The sequence below is a fragment of the Gallaecimonas xiamenensis 3-C-1 genome (genome assembly GCF_000299915.1).
Classification (GTDB): Bacteria; Pseudomonadota; Gammaproteobacteria; order Enterobacterales; family Gallaecimonadaceae; genus Gallaecimonas; species Gallaecimonas xiamenensis.
Map to the genome: position 1 here is coordinate 21,567 of NZ_AMRI01000011.1, position 15,194 is coordinate 36,760.

General features: G+C 61.6%; 17 protein-coding genes and 1 riboswitch. Of the genes, 12 read left to right on the forward strand and 5 right to left on the reverse strand.

What is annotated here, in order from left to right:
- Positions 1–150 precede the first annotated feature (150 nt).
- The gene (locus B3C1_RS09005) at positions 151–417 is read left to right on the forward strand and encodes an Lpp/OprI family alanine-zipper lipoprotein (protein WP_008484344.1); all 267 of its coding nucleotides are present in this window, start codon (positions 151–153) and stop codon (positions 415–417) included.
- 12 nt (positions 418–429) lie between these two features.
- Here B3C1_RS09005 and B3C1_RS09010 read toward each other — a convergent pair whose 3' ends face one another.
- Positions 430–1,338 carry a L,D-transpeptidase family protein gene (locus tag B3C1_RS09010; RefSeq protein WP_008484345.1) on the reverse strand — a complete coding sequence of 303 codons (909 nt, stop codon included), beginning with the start codon at positions 1,336–1,338 and terminating at the stop codon, positions 430–432.
- Between the two features lie 221 nt (positions 1,339–1,559).
- Between B3C1_RS09010 and B3C1_RS09015 the strand changes: the two genes are divergently transcribed.
- Positions 1,560–2,408, forward strand: coding sequence for a mechanosensitive ion channel family protein (locus B3C1_RS09015; protein WP_008484347.1), 849 nt, complete (start codon positions 1,560–1,562; stop codon positions 2,406–2,408).
- Positions 2,408–3,376 carry a calcium/sodium antiporter gene (locus tag B3C1_RS09020; RefSeq protein ID WP_008484348.1) on the forward strand — a complete coding sequence of 323 codons (969 nt, stop codon included), beginning with the start codon at positions 2,408–2,410 and terminating at the stop codon, positions 3,374–3,376. The genes B3C1_RS09015 and B3C1_RS09020 overlap by 1 nt, the downstream gene beginning before the upstream one ends.
- A 34-nt stretch (positions 3,377–3,410) precedes the next feature.
- Here B3C1_RS09020 and B3C1_RS09025 read toward each other — a convergent pair whose 3' ends face one another.
- The 4 genes from B3C1_RS09025 to B3C1_RS09040 all read right to left on the reverse strand — a co-directional run bounded on the left by B3C1_RS09025 (position 3,411) and on the right by B3C1_RS09040 (position 6,621).
- Positions 3,411–4,025: a LysE family translocator gene (locus B3C1_RS09025; protein WP_008484349.1), complete on the reverse strand. Its 615-nt coding sequence runs from the start codon at positions 4,023–4,025 to the stop codon at positions 3,411–3,413.
- 91 nt (positions 4,026–4,116) lie between these two features.
- A complete protein-coding gene (locus tag B3C1_RS09030) occupies positions 4,117–5,106 on the reverse strand; it encodes a catalase family peroxidase (RefSeq protein ID WP_008484350.1) in 990 nt (329 codons plus the stop codon).
- 88 nt (positions 5,107–5,194) lie between these two features.
- Positions 5,195–5,995, reverse strand: coding sequence for a 2,5-didehydrogluconate reductase DkgB (gene dkgB / locus B3C1_RS09035; RefSeq protein ID WP_008484351.1), 801 nt, complete (start codon positions 5,993–5,995; stop codon positions 5,195–5,197).
- 125 nt (positions 5,996–6,120) lie between these two features.
- Complete coding sequence (locus B3C1_RS09040) at positions 6,121–6,621, reverse strand: Mpo1 family 2-hydroxy fatty acid dioxygenase (RefSeq protein WP_008484352.1); 501 nt, start codon at positions 6,619–6,621, stop codon at positions 6,121–6,123.
- Positions 6,622–6,668: 47 nt separating this feature from the next.
- On the opposite strand from B3C1_RS09040, the gene B3C1_RS09045 reads away from it, so the two are divergent.
- The 9 genes from B3C1_RS09045 (at position 6,669) to B3C1_RS09085 (ending at position 15,192) form a co-directional block, all read left to right on the forward strand.
- Positions 6,669–7,397 (forward strand): Crp/Fnr family transcriptional regulator, encoded by a 729-nt coding sequence (locus B3C1_RS09045; RefSeq protein ID WP_008484353.1) that lies wholly within the window; start codon positions 6,669–6,671, stop codon positions 7,395–7,397.
- Positions 7,398–7,543: 146 nt separating this feature from the next.
- The gene (locus B3C1_RS09050) at positions 7,544–8,410 is read left to right on the forward strand and encodes a FliM/FliN family flagellar motor switch protein (RefSeq protein ID WP_008484355.1); all 867 of its coding nucleotides are present in this window, start codon (positions 7,544–7,546) and stop codon (positions 8,408–8,410) included.
- The gene (gene fliN, locus B3C1_RS09055) at positions 8,407–8,784 is read left to right on the forward strand and encodes a flagellar motor switch protein FliN (protein ID WP_008484357.1); all 378 of its coding nucleotides are present in this window, start codon (positions 8,407–8,409) and stop codon (positions 8,782–8,784) included. Before B3C1_RS09050 ends, fliN begins: the two co-directional genes overlap by 4 nt.
- A complete protein-coding gene (fliP, locus tag B3C1_RS09060; protein ID WP_008484359.1) occupies positions 8,781–9,506 on the forward strand; it encodes a flagellar type III secretion system pore protein FliP in 726 nt (241 codons plus the stop codon). Before fliN ends, fliP begins: the two co-directional genes overlap by 4 nt.
- A gap of 4 nt (positions 9,507–9,510) precedes the next feature.
- A complete protein-coding gene (fliQ, locus tag B3C1_RS09065; protein ID WP_035481623.1) occupies positions 9,511–9,780 on the forward strand; it encodes a flagellar biosynthesis protein FliQ in 270 nt (89 codons plus the stop codon).
- The gene (fliR, locus tag B3C1_RS09070; protein WP_008484363.1) at positions 9,777–10,568 is read left to right on the forward strand and encodes a flagellar biosynthetic protein FliR; all 792 of its coding nucleotides are present in this window, start codon (positions 9,777–9,779) and stop codon (positions 10,566–10,568) included. The genes fliQ and fliR overlap by 4 nt, the downstream gene beginning before the upstream one ends.
- The gene (gene flhB / locus B3C1_RS09075) at positions 10,565–11,692 is read left to right on the forward strand and encodes a flagellar biosynthesis protein FlhB (RefSeq protein WP_008484364.1); all 1,128 of its coding nucleotides are present in this window, start codon (positions 10,565–10,567) and stop codon (positions 11,690–11,692) included. Before fliR ends, flhB begins: the two co-directional genes overlap by 4 nt.
- Before the next feature lie 9 nt (positions 11,693–11,701).
- Positions 11,702–13,768 (forward strand): flagellar biosynthesis protein FlhA, encoded by a 2,067-nt coding sequence (flhA, locus tag B3C1_RS09080; RefSeq protein WP_008484365.1) that lies wholly within the window; start codon positions 11,702–11,704, stop codon positions 13,766–13,768.
- Positions 13,769–13,969: 201 nt separating this feature from the next.
- Positions 13,970–14,057: riboswitch (cyclic di-GMP riboswitch) on the forward strand.
- A 376-nt stretch (positions 14,058–14,433) separates the two neighbouring features.
- Positions 14,434–15,192, forward strand: coding sequence for a MotY family protein (locus B3C1_RS09085; protein ID WP_008484366.1), 759 nt, complete (start codon positions 14,434–14,436; stop codon positions 15,190–15,192).
- The last annotated feature ends 2 nt before the right edge of the window (positions 15,193–15,194 follow it).

The following is a 15,194-nucleotide window of genomic DNA, read 5'->3' on the forward strand; positions in this document are numbered from 1 at the left end:
CGTCAGAAACCTGCCTCCCGGCAGGTTTCTTTTTAACCGCCCCTGATCCAGTCCGCCGTTGCGCAAGCAGAAACAGAAATTTATGCCACACTTTAGCGTGCCATCCTCAACGGCAGTAAAGGTTTGTCATCTATGGAAAAAGGAGTGGATATGAAGCGTACAGTGATGTTGGCGGCGCTGGTCTTAGGCTCTACCGCGCTCTTTGGTTGCACCAGCAACAACATGGACAGCCAGGCTGAAATGCTGTCCAACAAGATTGACCAACTGAGCAGCAAAGTCGACCAACTGGCCTCTGACCAGGCCATGATGAAAAAGGACATTCAGGACGCCAAGGCCGCAGCCGAAAGCGCCAGCATGGAGGCCCGCAGGGCCAACCAGCGAATCGACAACATGTCGTCGACCTACTACAAGAAATAACCAAAAGGCGCCTTAAGGCGCCTTTTCTTTCTCCAACCTGCCCACCTTCACCGGCAGGCCCGGCTGGCGCAGCAGGGTCTGGCTGACCTTGGCACTGCTCAGGGCCGGGTTGCTGAGCAGCTTCTGCTGGGATTTGCTCAGGCGCAGGGTCTTGCCTTCTTCGTTGTTGGGCCTGGACAGGGGCTCGTGCACCTCCAGGTACACGTTGCCGTTTGGCTCCACCGAGGTCTTGACCGGTTGGTTGATCACCCGCACCGGGGTGCCGGCCGGTACCATCTTGAACAGGCTCTCGATATCCCGAGGCTCCAGGCGGATACAGCCGGCGCTGACCCTCATACCTATACCCGCTTCCAGGTTGGTGCCGTGGATAAGGTACTCGCCGTTACCAAAGCCCAAACGCATGGCGTATTGGCCAAGGGGATTGTCCGGCCCGGCCGGCACCTGCTCGGGCAGGGTTTTTCCTTGCTCGGCATAACGCTCGCGGGTGCCTTTGGTGGGGCGCCAGACCGGGTCCTTTTGCTTGTTGATGATGGTGGTTTGGCCCAGGGGGGTGTCCAGGCCGATACGGCCTATGCCCACCGGGAACACATGCACCTGTTTGTGGGCCTGGTCGAAATAGTAAAGACGCAGCTCCGCCAAGTTGATGACGATACCCCGCCGTTCCACCTTGGGCAGCAGCATGGCGGTGGGCAGCAACAGATGGGTGCCTGGGGGCGGCAGCAGGGGGTCGATACCTGGGTTGGCCTCGATGATGTTTAACGGCCCGACACTGTAGCGGCGGGCTATGGCTTCGAAGTAGTCCCCTTGCTTGACCTTGTGGTTGATGATGCGGCCCAGGTAGGCGCTGTCGGCATCGGGCAAGGGGTAGGGGGTGGCGCTGACGCCAAAGCTCAGCAACAGCAGACTCAATAGCAGGCGCATGGACTCTCCGGCTGGGGTATCCAAGGTTCATCTTACGACCTAAGTATCCACTCTGCCTGAATTAAGCCGAAGTTGGTGTTCTGGAGCCAAACCGGGCGCAATAATGCCAGCCAGGCCCCATTTTACGGTTTTCCCGATCTGTAGGGTCCTTATACCGTACTGATTTTTATGTCTGCTGCCTTTAAGATCGCCCCCACTTAAGCCTTGGAGGGGCGAAACTCATGGCAGAACAATTCAAGGGATTCTGGCAGGCCAACGCCAACCTGATCCTGGACCTGGGCTATAGGGCCTTGCTGGTGCTGGCCATACTCTTGGTGACCCTGGTACTGGCCCGCTGGGTTAAAGGCTCGGTGCGCCGTGCCCACCAGCGCCTGAACCGCCTGGACGAAACCCTGGTGCCACTGCTGTCGAGCCTGGCCGGCTATGCCATCTACCTGGTGGGGCTGGTGATACTGCTGGACGTGCTGGGGGTCAATACCTCCAGCCTGATCGCCCTGCTGGGTGCCGCCGGCCTGGCCATTGGCCTGGCCCTCAAAGACACCCTGAGCAACATCGCCGCCGGCATCATGTTGCTGATTTTGCGTCCCTTCAAGGTGGCCGACTTTATCGAGTGCGGTAGCTTTGGCGGTACGGTGCGGGAAGTGGGGCTTTTCACCACAGTGCTGGAAACGGCAGACGGCCTCTATATCAGCGCTCCCAACAGCAGCCTCTGGGGCGCCCCCATCAAGAACTTCAGCCGCAACGGCAAGCGCCGCATGGATCTGGTGGTGGGTATCGCCTACGGCGACGCCATAGACAAAGGGCTGGCGGTGCTGCTGCGCCTGGCCGCCGAGGACAGCCGGGTGCTCAAAGACCCTGGCGCCCAGGCCATGGTGCAGAGCCTGGGGGAAAGCAGCGTCAATTTGCAGCTGCGCGCCTGGGCCAAGGTGGAAGATTACTGGGCTCTCTATTGGGACCTTAACCAAAAGCTCAAAACCGAAATCGAAGCGGCCGGCCTGTCTATTCCCTTCCCGCAACGGGTGCTCAGCCTGGCGCCCGGCCAATCTTTTATCACTAAGGAAACCGACTGATGTTGTTACCCCTGTTGGCCATATTGGCCGGCCTGGCGCTGCTGGTGTGGAGTGCTGACCGTTTTGTGGATGGCGCCGCCGCCACCGCCCGTTATGCGGGCATGCCGCCGCTGCTGATCGGCATGGTCATCATCGGCTTTGGCACCTCGGCCCCGGAAATGGTGGTCTCGGCCCTGGCGGCCCTGGACGGCAACCCGGATCTGGCCCTGGGTAACGCCTATGGCTCCAATATCACCAACATCGCCCTGATCTTGGGGGTGGTGGCCCTGCTTAGCCCTATCGCGGTCAAATCCCAGGTGATGCGCAAGGAGCTGCCCTTGCTGGGGGTGGTAACCCTGGTGTCGGGTGCCTTGCTGCTGGACGGTTATCTGGACCGCATGGACGCCGCTATCCTGCTGGGCCTTTTTGCCCTGCTGATGGGCTGGAGCATTTACCAGGGCATGCGCCAGCGTGGCGACGTGCTGGCCCAGGAAACCGACGCCGACCTGGACAGCCACCCCATGAGCCTGAAACTGGCCCTGGTGTGGTTGGCGGTAGGCCTGGTGCTGCTGGTGGTGAGTTCCAGGGTACTGGTGTGGGGAGCGGTAAGCATTGCCCAGCAGTTGGGAGTGAGCGACCTGGTGATTGGCCTGACCATAGTGGCGGTGGGCACTTCCCTGCCGGAGCTGGCGTCCAGTATTGCCGCCGTGCGCAAAAACGAGCACGACCTGGCCCTTGGCAACGTTATCGGCTCCAACCTTTTCAACACCCTGGCGGTGGTGGGCATAGCGGCGGGTATCGAGCCTTTGAGCGTGGAGCCGGAAGTGCTGCACCGGGACTGGCTGCTGATGGCGGTGCTGACGGTACTGGTGTTCCTGATGGGCTATGGCTTTAAGCGCCAGGGCCGCATCAACCGGGTGGAAGGGAGCGTGCTGCTGCTGATTTACCTGGGCTACACCGGCTATTTGGTGCACGGCATCCTGACCTGACCCAAGGGGAGCGATAGCTCCCCTTTTTGTTGCCTCAGCCCCGGCTTGCCAAAAAGAGGCCGGCGGCGGCCATCAGGCTGCCGGCGCCACGGTTAAGGCCCTTCATGGCACGGGGCGAACGAAACCAGAGCCTGGCCCGGTCGGCAAAAAGGGCCACGGTCCATACCCCCAGGAACAATCCCACAAAGGTCAGGGCCAGCACCAGCACTATGTCCTGGCCACTCAAGGCGGTCAGATCCATAAAAGTGGGCAGGAAAGCCATGTAGAAGAGGATCACCTTGGGGTTGGACAGGGAGATGGCCATGCCTTGCACAAAGCTCCAGGCGCCATCCCCCCGGCCCGGGTGTTCTTCCCCCGGCGCCGTGGGGGTGGCGGTCCACATGCGGTAGGCCAGGTACAAAAGGTAGGCGGCGCCGGCAAAGCGGATCAGGGTGAAGACGCCGCCAAAGTGGGTGGCCAGGGCCGCCAGGCCAAAGCAGGCGGCCAGCAGGTACAAAAGATCGGAGAGGATCATGCCAAGGCCCAGCCACAGGCAGGCGCCGGCGCCCTTGGTCAGGGCCCGGCCCAATATGGCAAAGACCCCGGGGCCAGGGGTCAGGCAAAAGATGTAGATGGCCAGGAAAAACGAAAGGGCGCTTTGCAGTGTCATGGCGAGTCTGGGCTGAGAGAAGGTGGGGGCAGTCTAACCGGGTGCTGGTTATGGGGCGAGTAAAAGGCGGCCAGTGGCCGCCTGGGTCCTGCTACTGGCCGGACAGGCGCTTGCCAAAGGACAGGGCATAGGCCGCCGAGCGGGCCCGCAGCACCGGGTCGTCGGTAACGGCGATGCCGTCTGCCACCACCATGGGGTCAAAGTTGATGGGGCCGCAATTGCCCTGGTCCTGGGCCATGGCCTGGGTGATGGACAGGGTGCCTACCTTTACCTGCTGGCGGTCTTGGGGCCAGGGGTGGGACGGGTCATTGTCCGGGTCACCCGGCTGGCCCAGGGTCAGGTACATATCCCAGTTGACCGGGCCCTTGGCGGCCCGGTCGATAAGGGCCTGCTCCAGGAAGTTGGCCGGGGCCTGTTCCCGCTCGGCATCGGTCAGGGGCTTTTCCCCATCCTGGGGGCTGAAATGCCAACGCACCAGGGTAGCCTGGTTGTCCTTGTCCAGGAACTGGAAGGCATGGAGGCTGTAGTAGGGGCTGTTGGCGTAACTGGCCGGTGGGTTATGGCTTTGGGTGAAGGCGGCCATGGCCTGGAAATCCGGGTGGCTGTCCACAAAGGCCTTGACCTTGGCCGGGTCCGGGCGCTGAGTGTCCGGGTCCGGTTTAAGGGCCAGCAGCAGATCGTAGAAGGTCTGGGGTTTGGCGGCGCCGAATACCGGCACGTTGATCATGGTCATGTGCTGCAAGGCGCCGCCGGGCAGTTTGAACTCCAGGGCCATACCCCTGACGCCCTTGTCGGCGTCCTTGGCCGCCGGGTTGCCGCCTCCTAGGGAAAAGCGGGCCACCACAGGTATGGCCTGGCCGCTAAAGAGGGCAGAGCGGGAATAGCTGGCCCCGGCCGCCAGGCCTTTAAAGCTGCCAAGGGCGCAGCTGCCCTTGATGTGGTTGCGCCGCTGGCCGGGGTGAACGCCAAAGGCATCTTCCATGGCCGAGATCATCTGCACCGGGCTGACGTTGCCTTCGGCGCCATAGGATGGGCCGGCCAGCAGCGCTGCGGCCAGGGCGGCATAGAGGGGCTTTATCATGGGGCTCTCCTGGGGACTCTGTTCAGCCTTAGAGTCTAGCCAGTGGACAATGCTCTGTGGGCCCGCCCCTTGAAAGCCTCCTCCTTTATCAATCCCAGGCGGGCCCGAAGTCCGGGGCCACCAACCGCTCGTTCCGGTCCAGGCCGGCGATGCGGGCCATGTCGCCTGCATCCAGCACCAGTTCCTTTGCCTTGAGGTTACTGAGCTGATGGGCCTCCCGGGTGGAGGAGGGGATAACGACGATGTCCTGGGCCAGCAACCAGGCCAGGGTGACGCTGGCGGCGCTGACCTGGTGCTTGGCGCCTATGGCCTTGAGGGTATCGTCGGCCATCACTTTGCCGTAGGCCAAAGGCATATAGGCGGTGACCCGGATCCCCTGGGCCCGGCAAAAATCCAGCAGGGCGCGGTTTTGCAAGAAGGGGTGCATTTCCACCTGGTTGGTGGCGATAAGGCCGGGGGCGACCGCCGCCAGGGCTTCCTTGAGATGGCGCAAGGTGAAGTTGGACACCCCTATGGCCTGGGTTAACCCCTGGGTTTTGGCGTCCTGAAGCTGGGCCAGGTACTGGGCCACCGGCTCGGCGTCCTGGGGGCTTGGCCAATGGATAAGGGTGAGGTCGACCTGGTCCAGGCCCAGCTTGGCCAGGCTTTGCTGCAGGCTGGGCACCAGCTTGCCCGGGGCCAGATGCTCGGTCCAGATCTTGGTGGTGACGAACAGCTGGTCACGGGGCAGGGCGGCATCGGTAATGGCGCGGCCCACATCGGCCTCGTTGTCGTAGATCTGGGCGGTGTCGATATGGCGATAACCCAGGCGCAGGCCGGTGCTGACGGCCTGGTAGGCGGCGTCGCCCTTGAGGCGAAAAGTGCCAAGGCCAAGAGAGGGAATGCCCATGGATAGCTCCTTGTTGGTGGCAAAGGCCGCCGAGGGGCGGCCGACAGGGAGCTATTGGGCCAGGGCCTATCCTTTCGAAAAAGCCCAGCACTGGCACAAGGCTTTTTCGTATTTGGAAAAAGTGCTCAGTGCACCGGGCCGGCACTGGCTTCCACTTCGGCCTTAAGGGCCGGCAGCAGCCCCAGCAGGAAGGCCGCTTCGGCCACCACAAACAGAGGGCCGATGACAAGGCCTACCAGGTCGTCCACAAAGGCCGGCTTACGCCCCTCGTAATAATGGCCGACAAACTGGAACACCCAGCCCACCACAAACAGCCCAAGGCCGGTGGCCAGCCAGGGCCCTGTACTCCAGGCGGCTATCCCTTGCCCGGCCCAGAGCGCCAGCAGCATCAGGGCCGTCATCACCAGGCCAAGGCCCAGGGCCAGGCGCAGGTAGAAGAGGCAGCTCAGCACCACCAGCACCAGGGCCGGGCTCAGCATCACAGGCCCCAAAGCCCAGGCCGGGCGCGACGCCAGTATGGCAACGGCCAGCACGATAAGGGGAATGCCCACGAAGTGGGTGAGAATGTTGCGCCTGTCCCTGTGGTAGGCTGCGTATTGGGCCAGGTGGGTGCCGAGGGATTTCATCTGCTGCTCCTTATTGTTTTACGACCAGTCTAGGGCAGGAGACCGCCATGCTCTGTCAGCCAGGCGACACTAGCCTGTTTTCACCGCAACAGCTGGCATCGGTGCTGGGCCGTGGCCAGTGGTTCAAGGATCTGCACCCTGAGTGTAGCCAGTGGCTGTTGGCCCAGGGCCGCTTCAAGCGCCTGGCGCCGGGCCAGTATCTGTTTCGCCGTGGCGACGGCCCTTGTGGCCTCTATGGGGTGCTGGACGGGGTCATGGCCATGACCGGCCAGCATCCGGACGGGCGCAGTGCCATGCTGGCCATGGTGTCGGCCCCGGACTGGTTCGGGGAGATAGCCCTTTTTGACGGCCGCCAGCGCACCCACGACGCCCAAGCCCAGGGGCCAACCCTGCTTTGGCACCTGCCCCAGGGGCAGGTGCGCGCCTGGTTGGCCCAGCATCCCCGCCATTGGCAGGACTTTGGCCTGTTGATGGGGCAGAAACTGCGGCTATTGATGCAATGGCATGAAGACTCGGCCCTGCAGACCCCCCTGGCCCGGCTGGCGCGGCGGCTTTGGTTGCTGGCCCACAGCCATGGCAACCTGCAACCAGGCCAGTCGTTGGCGGTGGAATTACCGGTCAGCCAGCAGCAATTGGCCGACATGCTGGCCATGAGCCGTCAGAGCATCAACGGGCTGCTACAGGAGTTACAGTCTGGCGGCGTGCTGGCGCTTGGGCGCGGCAAGGTCCGTCTTTTGGCGCTCGACAAGCTAAGCGGGTACTTACCTCATAGCTAGCCCCGGCCAGCGCTGGCCTGGCATTTTTCCGCCCGGCCGCCCCCCTTTGAAAAAATCTCAAAAAAAATCTCAAGTTCCCCACTACGCCTGTCGCCCCTATAGAGAAGCAACCGAATAGCTCTCTGTGGATAGTAGGGAACCCTTGCATGCAGGATAGATCCCTGGTCGGCCAGGGCAGGCGCTTCATCTCAGGCGCGAGAGCCGAACAATGTCCTAATTACGATCTGCTTGGCGAAAACCGCAAGGCAGATTATCTGCGTGGGCGCCTTTCCGCTTGGAATCTCAAGCTGGGCGACGCCTTGACCGTGCATTGCCGCCACTTGTTCAACGACAACGGCATCAATGTCTCCCTGACGCCCTGGCTCCCCGAGACCCAGTTTCAAGCCGACTACTGGCTGACGGCGTCCTGCAACGACAACCCCGGCGTATTCCTCGGGTTTGGCAGCCGTACCCTGTTCAGCCTGTCTGAACTCTTCTTTGGCGGCCAGGTGTCCAGCATCAGCGACAAGGCCCTGTCCAACAGGACCGTCAGCGACACCGAAGAACGGCTGGCCCAAAAACTCTTTCATTACCTGCTCGGCGGCCTCTTTGCCGAGTTGGGCCTGTCCTTGGACGGCTGGCAGAGCCGCTGGAGCAACCGTGGGCCGCAAAGCACCATGGTGACCAGCGAGATCAAGCTGGCCACCGCCGACTGGCAGGTCAGCTGGCTGTGCTGCTGGCCCTTGGACCTGGGTGGCGAAAAGCTGCCCACCCTGCCGGCCCCGGAAGACATGGACAAGCAGCTGCGCAGCGCCGTGCAGACGGTGCCGGTGCGGCTCAAGCTGGAGCTAGCTCGCTTCCACCTCACCCTGGGCGAGCTGAGCGACCTCAAGGCAGGGGACATACTGCCAATCGAACTCAACGACAAAGTCATGGCCCACGCCGGTAACGTTGTTTGCCTGGGCGGCCAAGTGGCTGAACAAGGCGAGCAGTTGGTGCTCAAAATCACTGAAAGGGTCGGAGACGTAGCATGACCGAGCAAGCAAACATGACCAATGTATTGGACGAATTTGGTCTGGAAGACGGCGGCCTGGATGCGCTGCTGGGCGAAGATCAGCAAAACGCCGGCCAGGCCAAGGCCCCTCGCGACCTGGCCCTGTTCCGCAACATTCCGGTGCGCCTGACCCTGGAAGTGGACAGCATCGACATCGCCCTTGGCGATCTGTTGCAGCTGAGCCAGGGTGAAGTTCTGCCCCTGGACAAGCAGGCCGGCGCCCCCATGGACGTGCGGGTCAACGGCACCCTGCTGGCCAAGGCCGAAGTGGTGGTGGTGGACGGTAAATACGGCCTGCGCCTGACGGAAGTCATGGACGGCCTCAGCCTGAGCAGCCTGTCCGGTCACGCATGAAACGTCTTTTGCTGCTAGCGGCCCTGCTGTTGCCGGGCCTGGCCTTCGGGGCCGATCTGCCGCTGTTCAGTGTCAGCCACGGCGATACGTCGGACGATTACAGCATCAAGCTGCAGATACTGCTGCTGATGACGGCCCTGTCCTTCCTGCCGGCCATGCTGCTGATGCTGACCAGTTTCACCCGCATCATAGTGGTGCTGGCGGTGCTCAGGCAGGCCCTGGGTCTGCAGCAAAGCCCTCCCAACCGGGTGCTGATCGGCATAGCCCTGACCCTGACCATACTGATCATGAGGCCGGTCTGGACCGACATCTACGACAACGCCTTCGTGCCGTTCGACACCGACGAGATCACCCTCAAAGAGGCCTTCGTCCGTGCCGAGAAGCCCCTGCGCACCTTTATGCTCAAGCAGACCAAGGAGCCGGAGCTCGAACAGATGCTGCGCATCGCCGGCGAACCCCTGACCTTGCAGCCGCAAGAGGTGCCGTTCAGTGTGCTGATGCCGGCCTTTGTGCTGTCGGAACTCAAGACCGCCTTCCAGATCGGCTTCATGCTGTTCATCCCCTTCCTCATCATCGACCTGGTGGTGGCCTCGGTACTGATGGCCATGGGTATGATGATGCTGTCGCCGCTGATCATCTCCTTGCCCTTCAAGCTGATGATCTTCGTGCTGGTGGACGGCTGGGCCATGACGGTGGGTACGCTCACGGCCAGTTTCGGGTAGCGCCATGACTCCAGAGATGGCCGTTTCCCTCATTTACGAGGCGGTACTGAACATCATCCTCATCGTCTGTGTGCTGATCGTGCCCGGGCTGGTGGTGGGCCTGCTGGTCAGCATCTTTCAGGCGGCTACCCAGATCAATGAACAGACCCTGTCGTTCCTGCCAAGGCTGCTGGTGACCCTGGGCATGTTGGCCTTCGCCGGCCACTGGATCCTCGAGAAGCTGATGGACGCCTTCAAGATACTGTTCATGACCATTCCCGGGGCCCTGGGATGACCAGCTTCCTGGCCTTGTCCGGCGGCGACCTGGTGGCCTGGCTTGGCAAGGCATGGTGGCCTTTTCTGCGTATCGGCGCCCTGCTATGGGCGCTGCCTTTGTTTGGCGACTACCTGCAGACCGCCCAGGTCAGGGTGCTGCTGGCCCTGCTGCTGGCGTCCCTGCTGGCCCCCATGATGCCCGCCATGCCGGCGGTGGATCCCTTTTCCCTGCAAGCCCTGGCCCTGGCCGGCGAGCAAATCCTGTTTGGCTTGCTGCTGGGCTTGATGGTGCAGATGCTGTTTACCGTCATGACCATGCTCGGCCAGATCCTGTCCCTGCAGATGAGTCTGGCCATGGCGGTGATGAACGACCCGGCCCATGGGGAGTCGGTGCCGCTGATGGGGCAACTGCTGATGGTGCTGGCCGCCTTCCTGTTCTTCTGCCTGGATGGCCACCTGGTGGTGCTGGACGTGGTGGTGGAAAGCTTCTACACCTGGCCTCCCGGCGCCAGCCTCTTCCAGTTGGACCTGCAACGGATCCTCGGCCTGTTCGGCTGGGTGTTCGGCAGCGCCTTGATCCTGGCCATGCCGGCCATCATCGCCATGCTGGTGGTCAACCTCTGTTTCGGGGTGATGAACCGCTCGGCCCCCAGCCTCAACATCTTCGCCCTTGGCTTTCCCATGAGCATGACCATGGGCCTGTTGTGCCTGTTGCTGACCGTATCCGGGGTGCCGGGGCGCTTTGCCGACTATACGGCCCAGGCCATGGATGAGATGCGGCTGATGGTGACAGGGGTGGCGCCATGAGCGACAACAGCGCCCAGGACAAAACAGAAAAGCCCTCGGCCCAGCGCCTGGACAAGGCCCGCAAGGAAGGGCAGATAGCCCGCTCCCGCGAGCTGCAAAGCGCCGCCTTGGTGCTGCTGGGTGGGGTGCTGATACTGTCCATGTCCGAGAGCTTTGGCGGCTTTGCCACGGCCATCATGCATCTGCAGCTGGAGCTGGACCACGCGGACAGCAACGAACCGGGGCAGATGCTGCGCCACCTGGGGGATGCCGCCACCCTGGCCCTCAATGCCTTCTTGCCGCTGCTGGTGATCCTCTGGCTGGTGTCCTTTATCAGCGGCATGATCCCCGGCGGCTGGCTGTTGGCCCTTAAAGGGGCCTCTCCCCAGTTCAAGCGCCTCAACCCCCTGTCCGGCATCAAGCGCATCTTTTCCTCCCAGAGCCTGGTGGAGCTGCTCAAGTCCATCCTCAAGGTCAGCATGCTGCTGTCGGTGATGGCCTGGGTGCTCTGGAGCCACTGGCTGGAGCTGCTGGAGATGAACCGCCAACCCCTGGGGGTGGGCCTGGCCACGGGGCTGCGCCTGGTGGCCCTGGCGGTGATTTGGCTGGGGTTGGTACTGCTCTTTATCGCCGTGCTGGACGTGCCTTTCCAGCGCTGGTCCATGCTCAAGAAACTGCGCATGACCAAGCAGGAAGTCAAAGACGAGCACAAGAACAGCGAAGGCAGCCCCGAGATCAAGAGCCGTATCCGCCAATTGCAGATGCAGGTGTCGCGCCAGCGTATCGACAGGCGTGTACCGGAGGCGGACGTTATCGTCACCAACCCGACCCATTACGCGGTGGCCATCAAATACGACGCCAGCGCCGCCGAAGCCCCTTATGTCATCGCCAAGGGCACCGATGCCCTGGCGCTGCGCATCCGCGAAGTGGCGGCGCAACACAATAAGACGGTCCTGGAACTGCCTGAGCTGACCAGGGCCATCTACCACTCCACCCGGGTGGACCAGGAAGTACCCGCCGGCCTCTATAACGCCGTTGCCCACGTGCTGATGTACGTGATCCAGTTGAATGCCTTCAAGGCCAAGGGGGGGAGAAGGCCGGCGCCGCTGCCCCAGTTCAAGATCCCCGCTTCATTGAGACGATAGGGAGTAAAGGTGAAGTCGTCCTTTAACAGTTCTTACGCCGCCATCCCGCTGGTACTGCTGTCAGTACTGGCCATGATGATACTGCCGCTGCCGCCCTGGCTTATCGATACCCTCTTTACCTTCAACATCGTGTTGGCGGTACTGGTGCTGCTGGTGTCGGTGTCGGCGAAAAGGCCCCTGGACTTCTCCGTCTTCCCCACCATCCTGCTGGTGGCCACCCTGATGCGCCTGACGCTGAACGTGGCCTCGACCCGGATAGTACTGCTCAACGGCCACAACGGCTCCGACGCCGCCGGTAAGGTTATTCAAGCCTTCGGTGAGGTGGTGATCGGCGGCAACTATGTGGTGGGCATGGTGGTCTTCGTGATCCTGATGATCATCAACTTCGTGGTGATCACCAAGGGTGGCGAGCGGATCTCCGAGGTAGCGGCCCGCTTCACCCTGGACGCCTTGCCCGGCAAGCAGATGGCCATCGACGCCGACCTGAACGCCGGGGTTATCGACCAGGCCCAGGCCAAACAGCGCCGCCAGGAAGTGGCCAGCGAGGCCGACTTCTACGGGGCCATGGACGGTGCGTCCAAGTTCGTGCGCGGCGACGCCATCGCCGGCTTGATGATCCTGGTGATAAACCTGTTGGGCGGCCTGGCTATCGGGGTCTTCCAGCACGGCCTGTCCGGCGCTGAAGCCTTCAAGCTCTATGCCCTGCTGACCATAGGTGACGGCCTGGTTGCCCAGATCCCGTCGCTGCTGCTGGCCACCGCCGCCGCCATCATCGTCACCCGGGTCAACGACGAGTCGGAGATGTCCGAGCAGGTCAACGATCAGCTGCTGGCTTCGCCCCGGGTGATCTGGACCGCCGCTGCGGTAATGACGGTGCTTGGCCTTATTCCCGGCATGCCCTGGCAGGCTTTCCTGGGTTTTGCCGCCGTGCTGGCCTTTACCGCCTGGCGCCAAGGGCAGGTACAACCGGTCAATACCAAGCAGGAAAGCTACCAGGAGCTCACCGACAAGCTCGGCAAGGACCAACCCCTGGTCTGGACCGACTTACCCCATGTGGACACCCTGGCCATCGATTTGGGCTACCGGCTGGTGACCCTGGTGGACAAGGCCCAGGGGGCCGAACTGCTGGGCCGGGTAAGGGGTGTGAGAAAAACCCTGTCGGAACAGATGGGTTTCCTGGTTCCGGAAGTACGTATCCGCGACAACCTACAGCTTGGTGCCAGTGAATATCGAATAAAGATTGGCGGCGTTGCGGTCGCCAGGGGGGAAGTAGACCCGGAAAGACTGATGGCTATTCAGAGTGGCGAGGTCTACGGCCAATTGGACGGGGAATTGACGGTGGAGCCGGCCTACCAGATGGATGCCGTGCTGATCTCCCCCGACCAGAAGGCCAAGGCCCTGAACCTGGGGTATTCGGTGGTAGACAGTGCCACCATCATCGGTACCCATCTGGGCAAGGTGATGCGTGAACATCTGGACGAGCTGTTTGGCCATGACGATGTCATCGCCCTTGGGGACAGGCTCAAAGCGGTGTCGGACAAGCTGGCGGAAAGTCTTAACAGCCAGCTGACACCCATTCAGCAACTGCGGGTATTCCGCCAGTTGCTGGCCGACCAGGTGGGGCTAATGGATATTCGCACCATAGCCACCACTCTGGTGGACAGCTGCGAGTTGACCAAGGACCCGGTGCTGCTGGCCGCCGACGTGCGCTGCGCCCTTAAACGCAGCCTGGTGCGCCAGGCCATAGGGGACAGGGAACAGCTGGTGACCATGACCCTGGATGACAAGCTGGAACAGACCCTGCTGAAGGCGTTGAACCAGGCCCAGTCAGGGGGCAAGGTGTCCTTGGACAGCTTCCCCATAGAACCGAGTCTGTTAGGAAAATTGCAACAAGTGATGCCGCATTTGAAGGACGAAATGCAGCGTCAGGGGCATCCCCCTGTACTGCTGGTCGTTCCCCAGCTGCGGCCCTTGCTGGCCCGCTACGCGCGGACCTTCGCCCGTGGGCTTAAGGTCCTCTCGTATAATGAAATTCCCGAAAAAATGCATATAGATGTAGTGGGAACCCTGGGCTAAAAAATGGTCTTTAGGCCGGGCCTCTGGTCCGGCCTTTCATAGGGCATGTTGTTGTTTTGTTAAGTAAAGTGTTTCAGGAAGATTTAATTTATATGTTTTTTTCTGCTAGGCACTTTACGCAAGCAATATGCAAATATATGCTAGGACCTGAACCGTTAAGGTTCCGTTTAAGTAATGGAAGCCGAGCTTCCAAAACTTAGCTGTTGATAAGGGCAAACTGCGGCGAAAGCTCAGGACGCAAAGCCTCCGGTCTAAGGGACAAAGGTCCTACGATAGCGGGGTTGCCAGAGCTAAGGTTGTTACCTTGGTGACATCACTGTGTTAGCGCCAGCGAGCATACTTAACTGTGCTCAGATGTCTCCATGGCATTCCTTTCTCTTGATGACGCTATTGTGCTCAGCACAAGGTGTCAGCACACCTTATCCGGCTACTCATTCATCACACTTTGAGTAGGCACGACCTTTATGTACGTTGCAGCTGGAAACAGTGCACTTTTCTCAACTGCCCCCCGTGGGCCGGATACGGGATCCTTGCGCCTGGGCTAAGCCCTGCCGAGTCCTACATTCTGTCGTTGAGGGAAGAAGATGCACAGACCATTCCTGGCGTTTTTAACGCTAGGGTGCTTGGCGTATTCGTCCCATGCGGTCGAAACGCTGAGGCCCGATATGGACAAGGTGGCCTGGCAGTTCACAGGTGATCACTTTGTCTGCACATTGGCACTGCCGGTGAAGGATTTTGGCGAGGCGCGCTTCGTGCGCCACGCCGGGGAAGCTTTGGCTTTCCAGGTCCAGCCCAGTGTCCGTCCATCCACCAGTAAAGGGGTCAGCCTGTCCTGGCACAACGCCCCCTGGCAGCCGGCTTTCCAAAGCCCGGTTCATGCCGCCGCTGCCACCTTGCCGCTGCATTTTGGTGAAGGTGAAAGCAAAGCCCTGCTCAGCGCCCTGGACAAGGGCCAGTGGGGCCTGGTGACCCTGCCTCGGGAAGCCCTGGAGCTGCCCAGCGTCAAATGGCGGGAAGGCTCTAGCGCCTTTCGCCGTTGCCTGGACGAGCAAGCCCCCATGTCTTACCGCCAGGCCAGGGACATTGCCCTGTTCTATCAGCCCGGTGAGCGCGCCCTGACCCTGGAACAGCGTCAGCTGCTGGGTCGCCTGGCCCGTTACGTCAAACTGGACAAGGCCGTTGGCCAGGTCCTGGTCGACGCCTACACCGACGATACCGGTTCTCACCTTGGCAACCTGCAGCTGGCCCGAGAGCGCGCTGCCGACGTCAAGGCCGCCCTCAAGGAAGCCGGGATGGCTGACAAGCTCATCCAGACCCGCGCCCACGGCGACCGCTACCCCGCAACCAAGAACCAGAATGCGACCGACCGGCAGAAGAACCGCCTGGTCACCATTAGGGTCGTTCGGACCAGGACAGGGAAATGAAG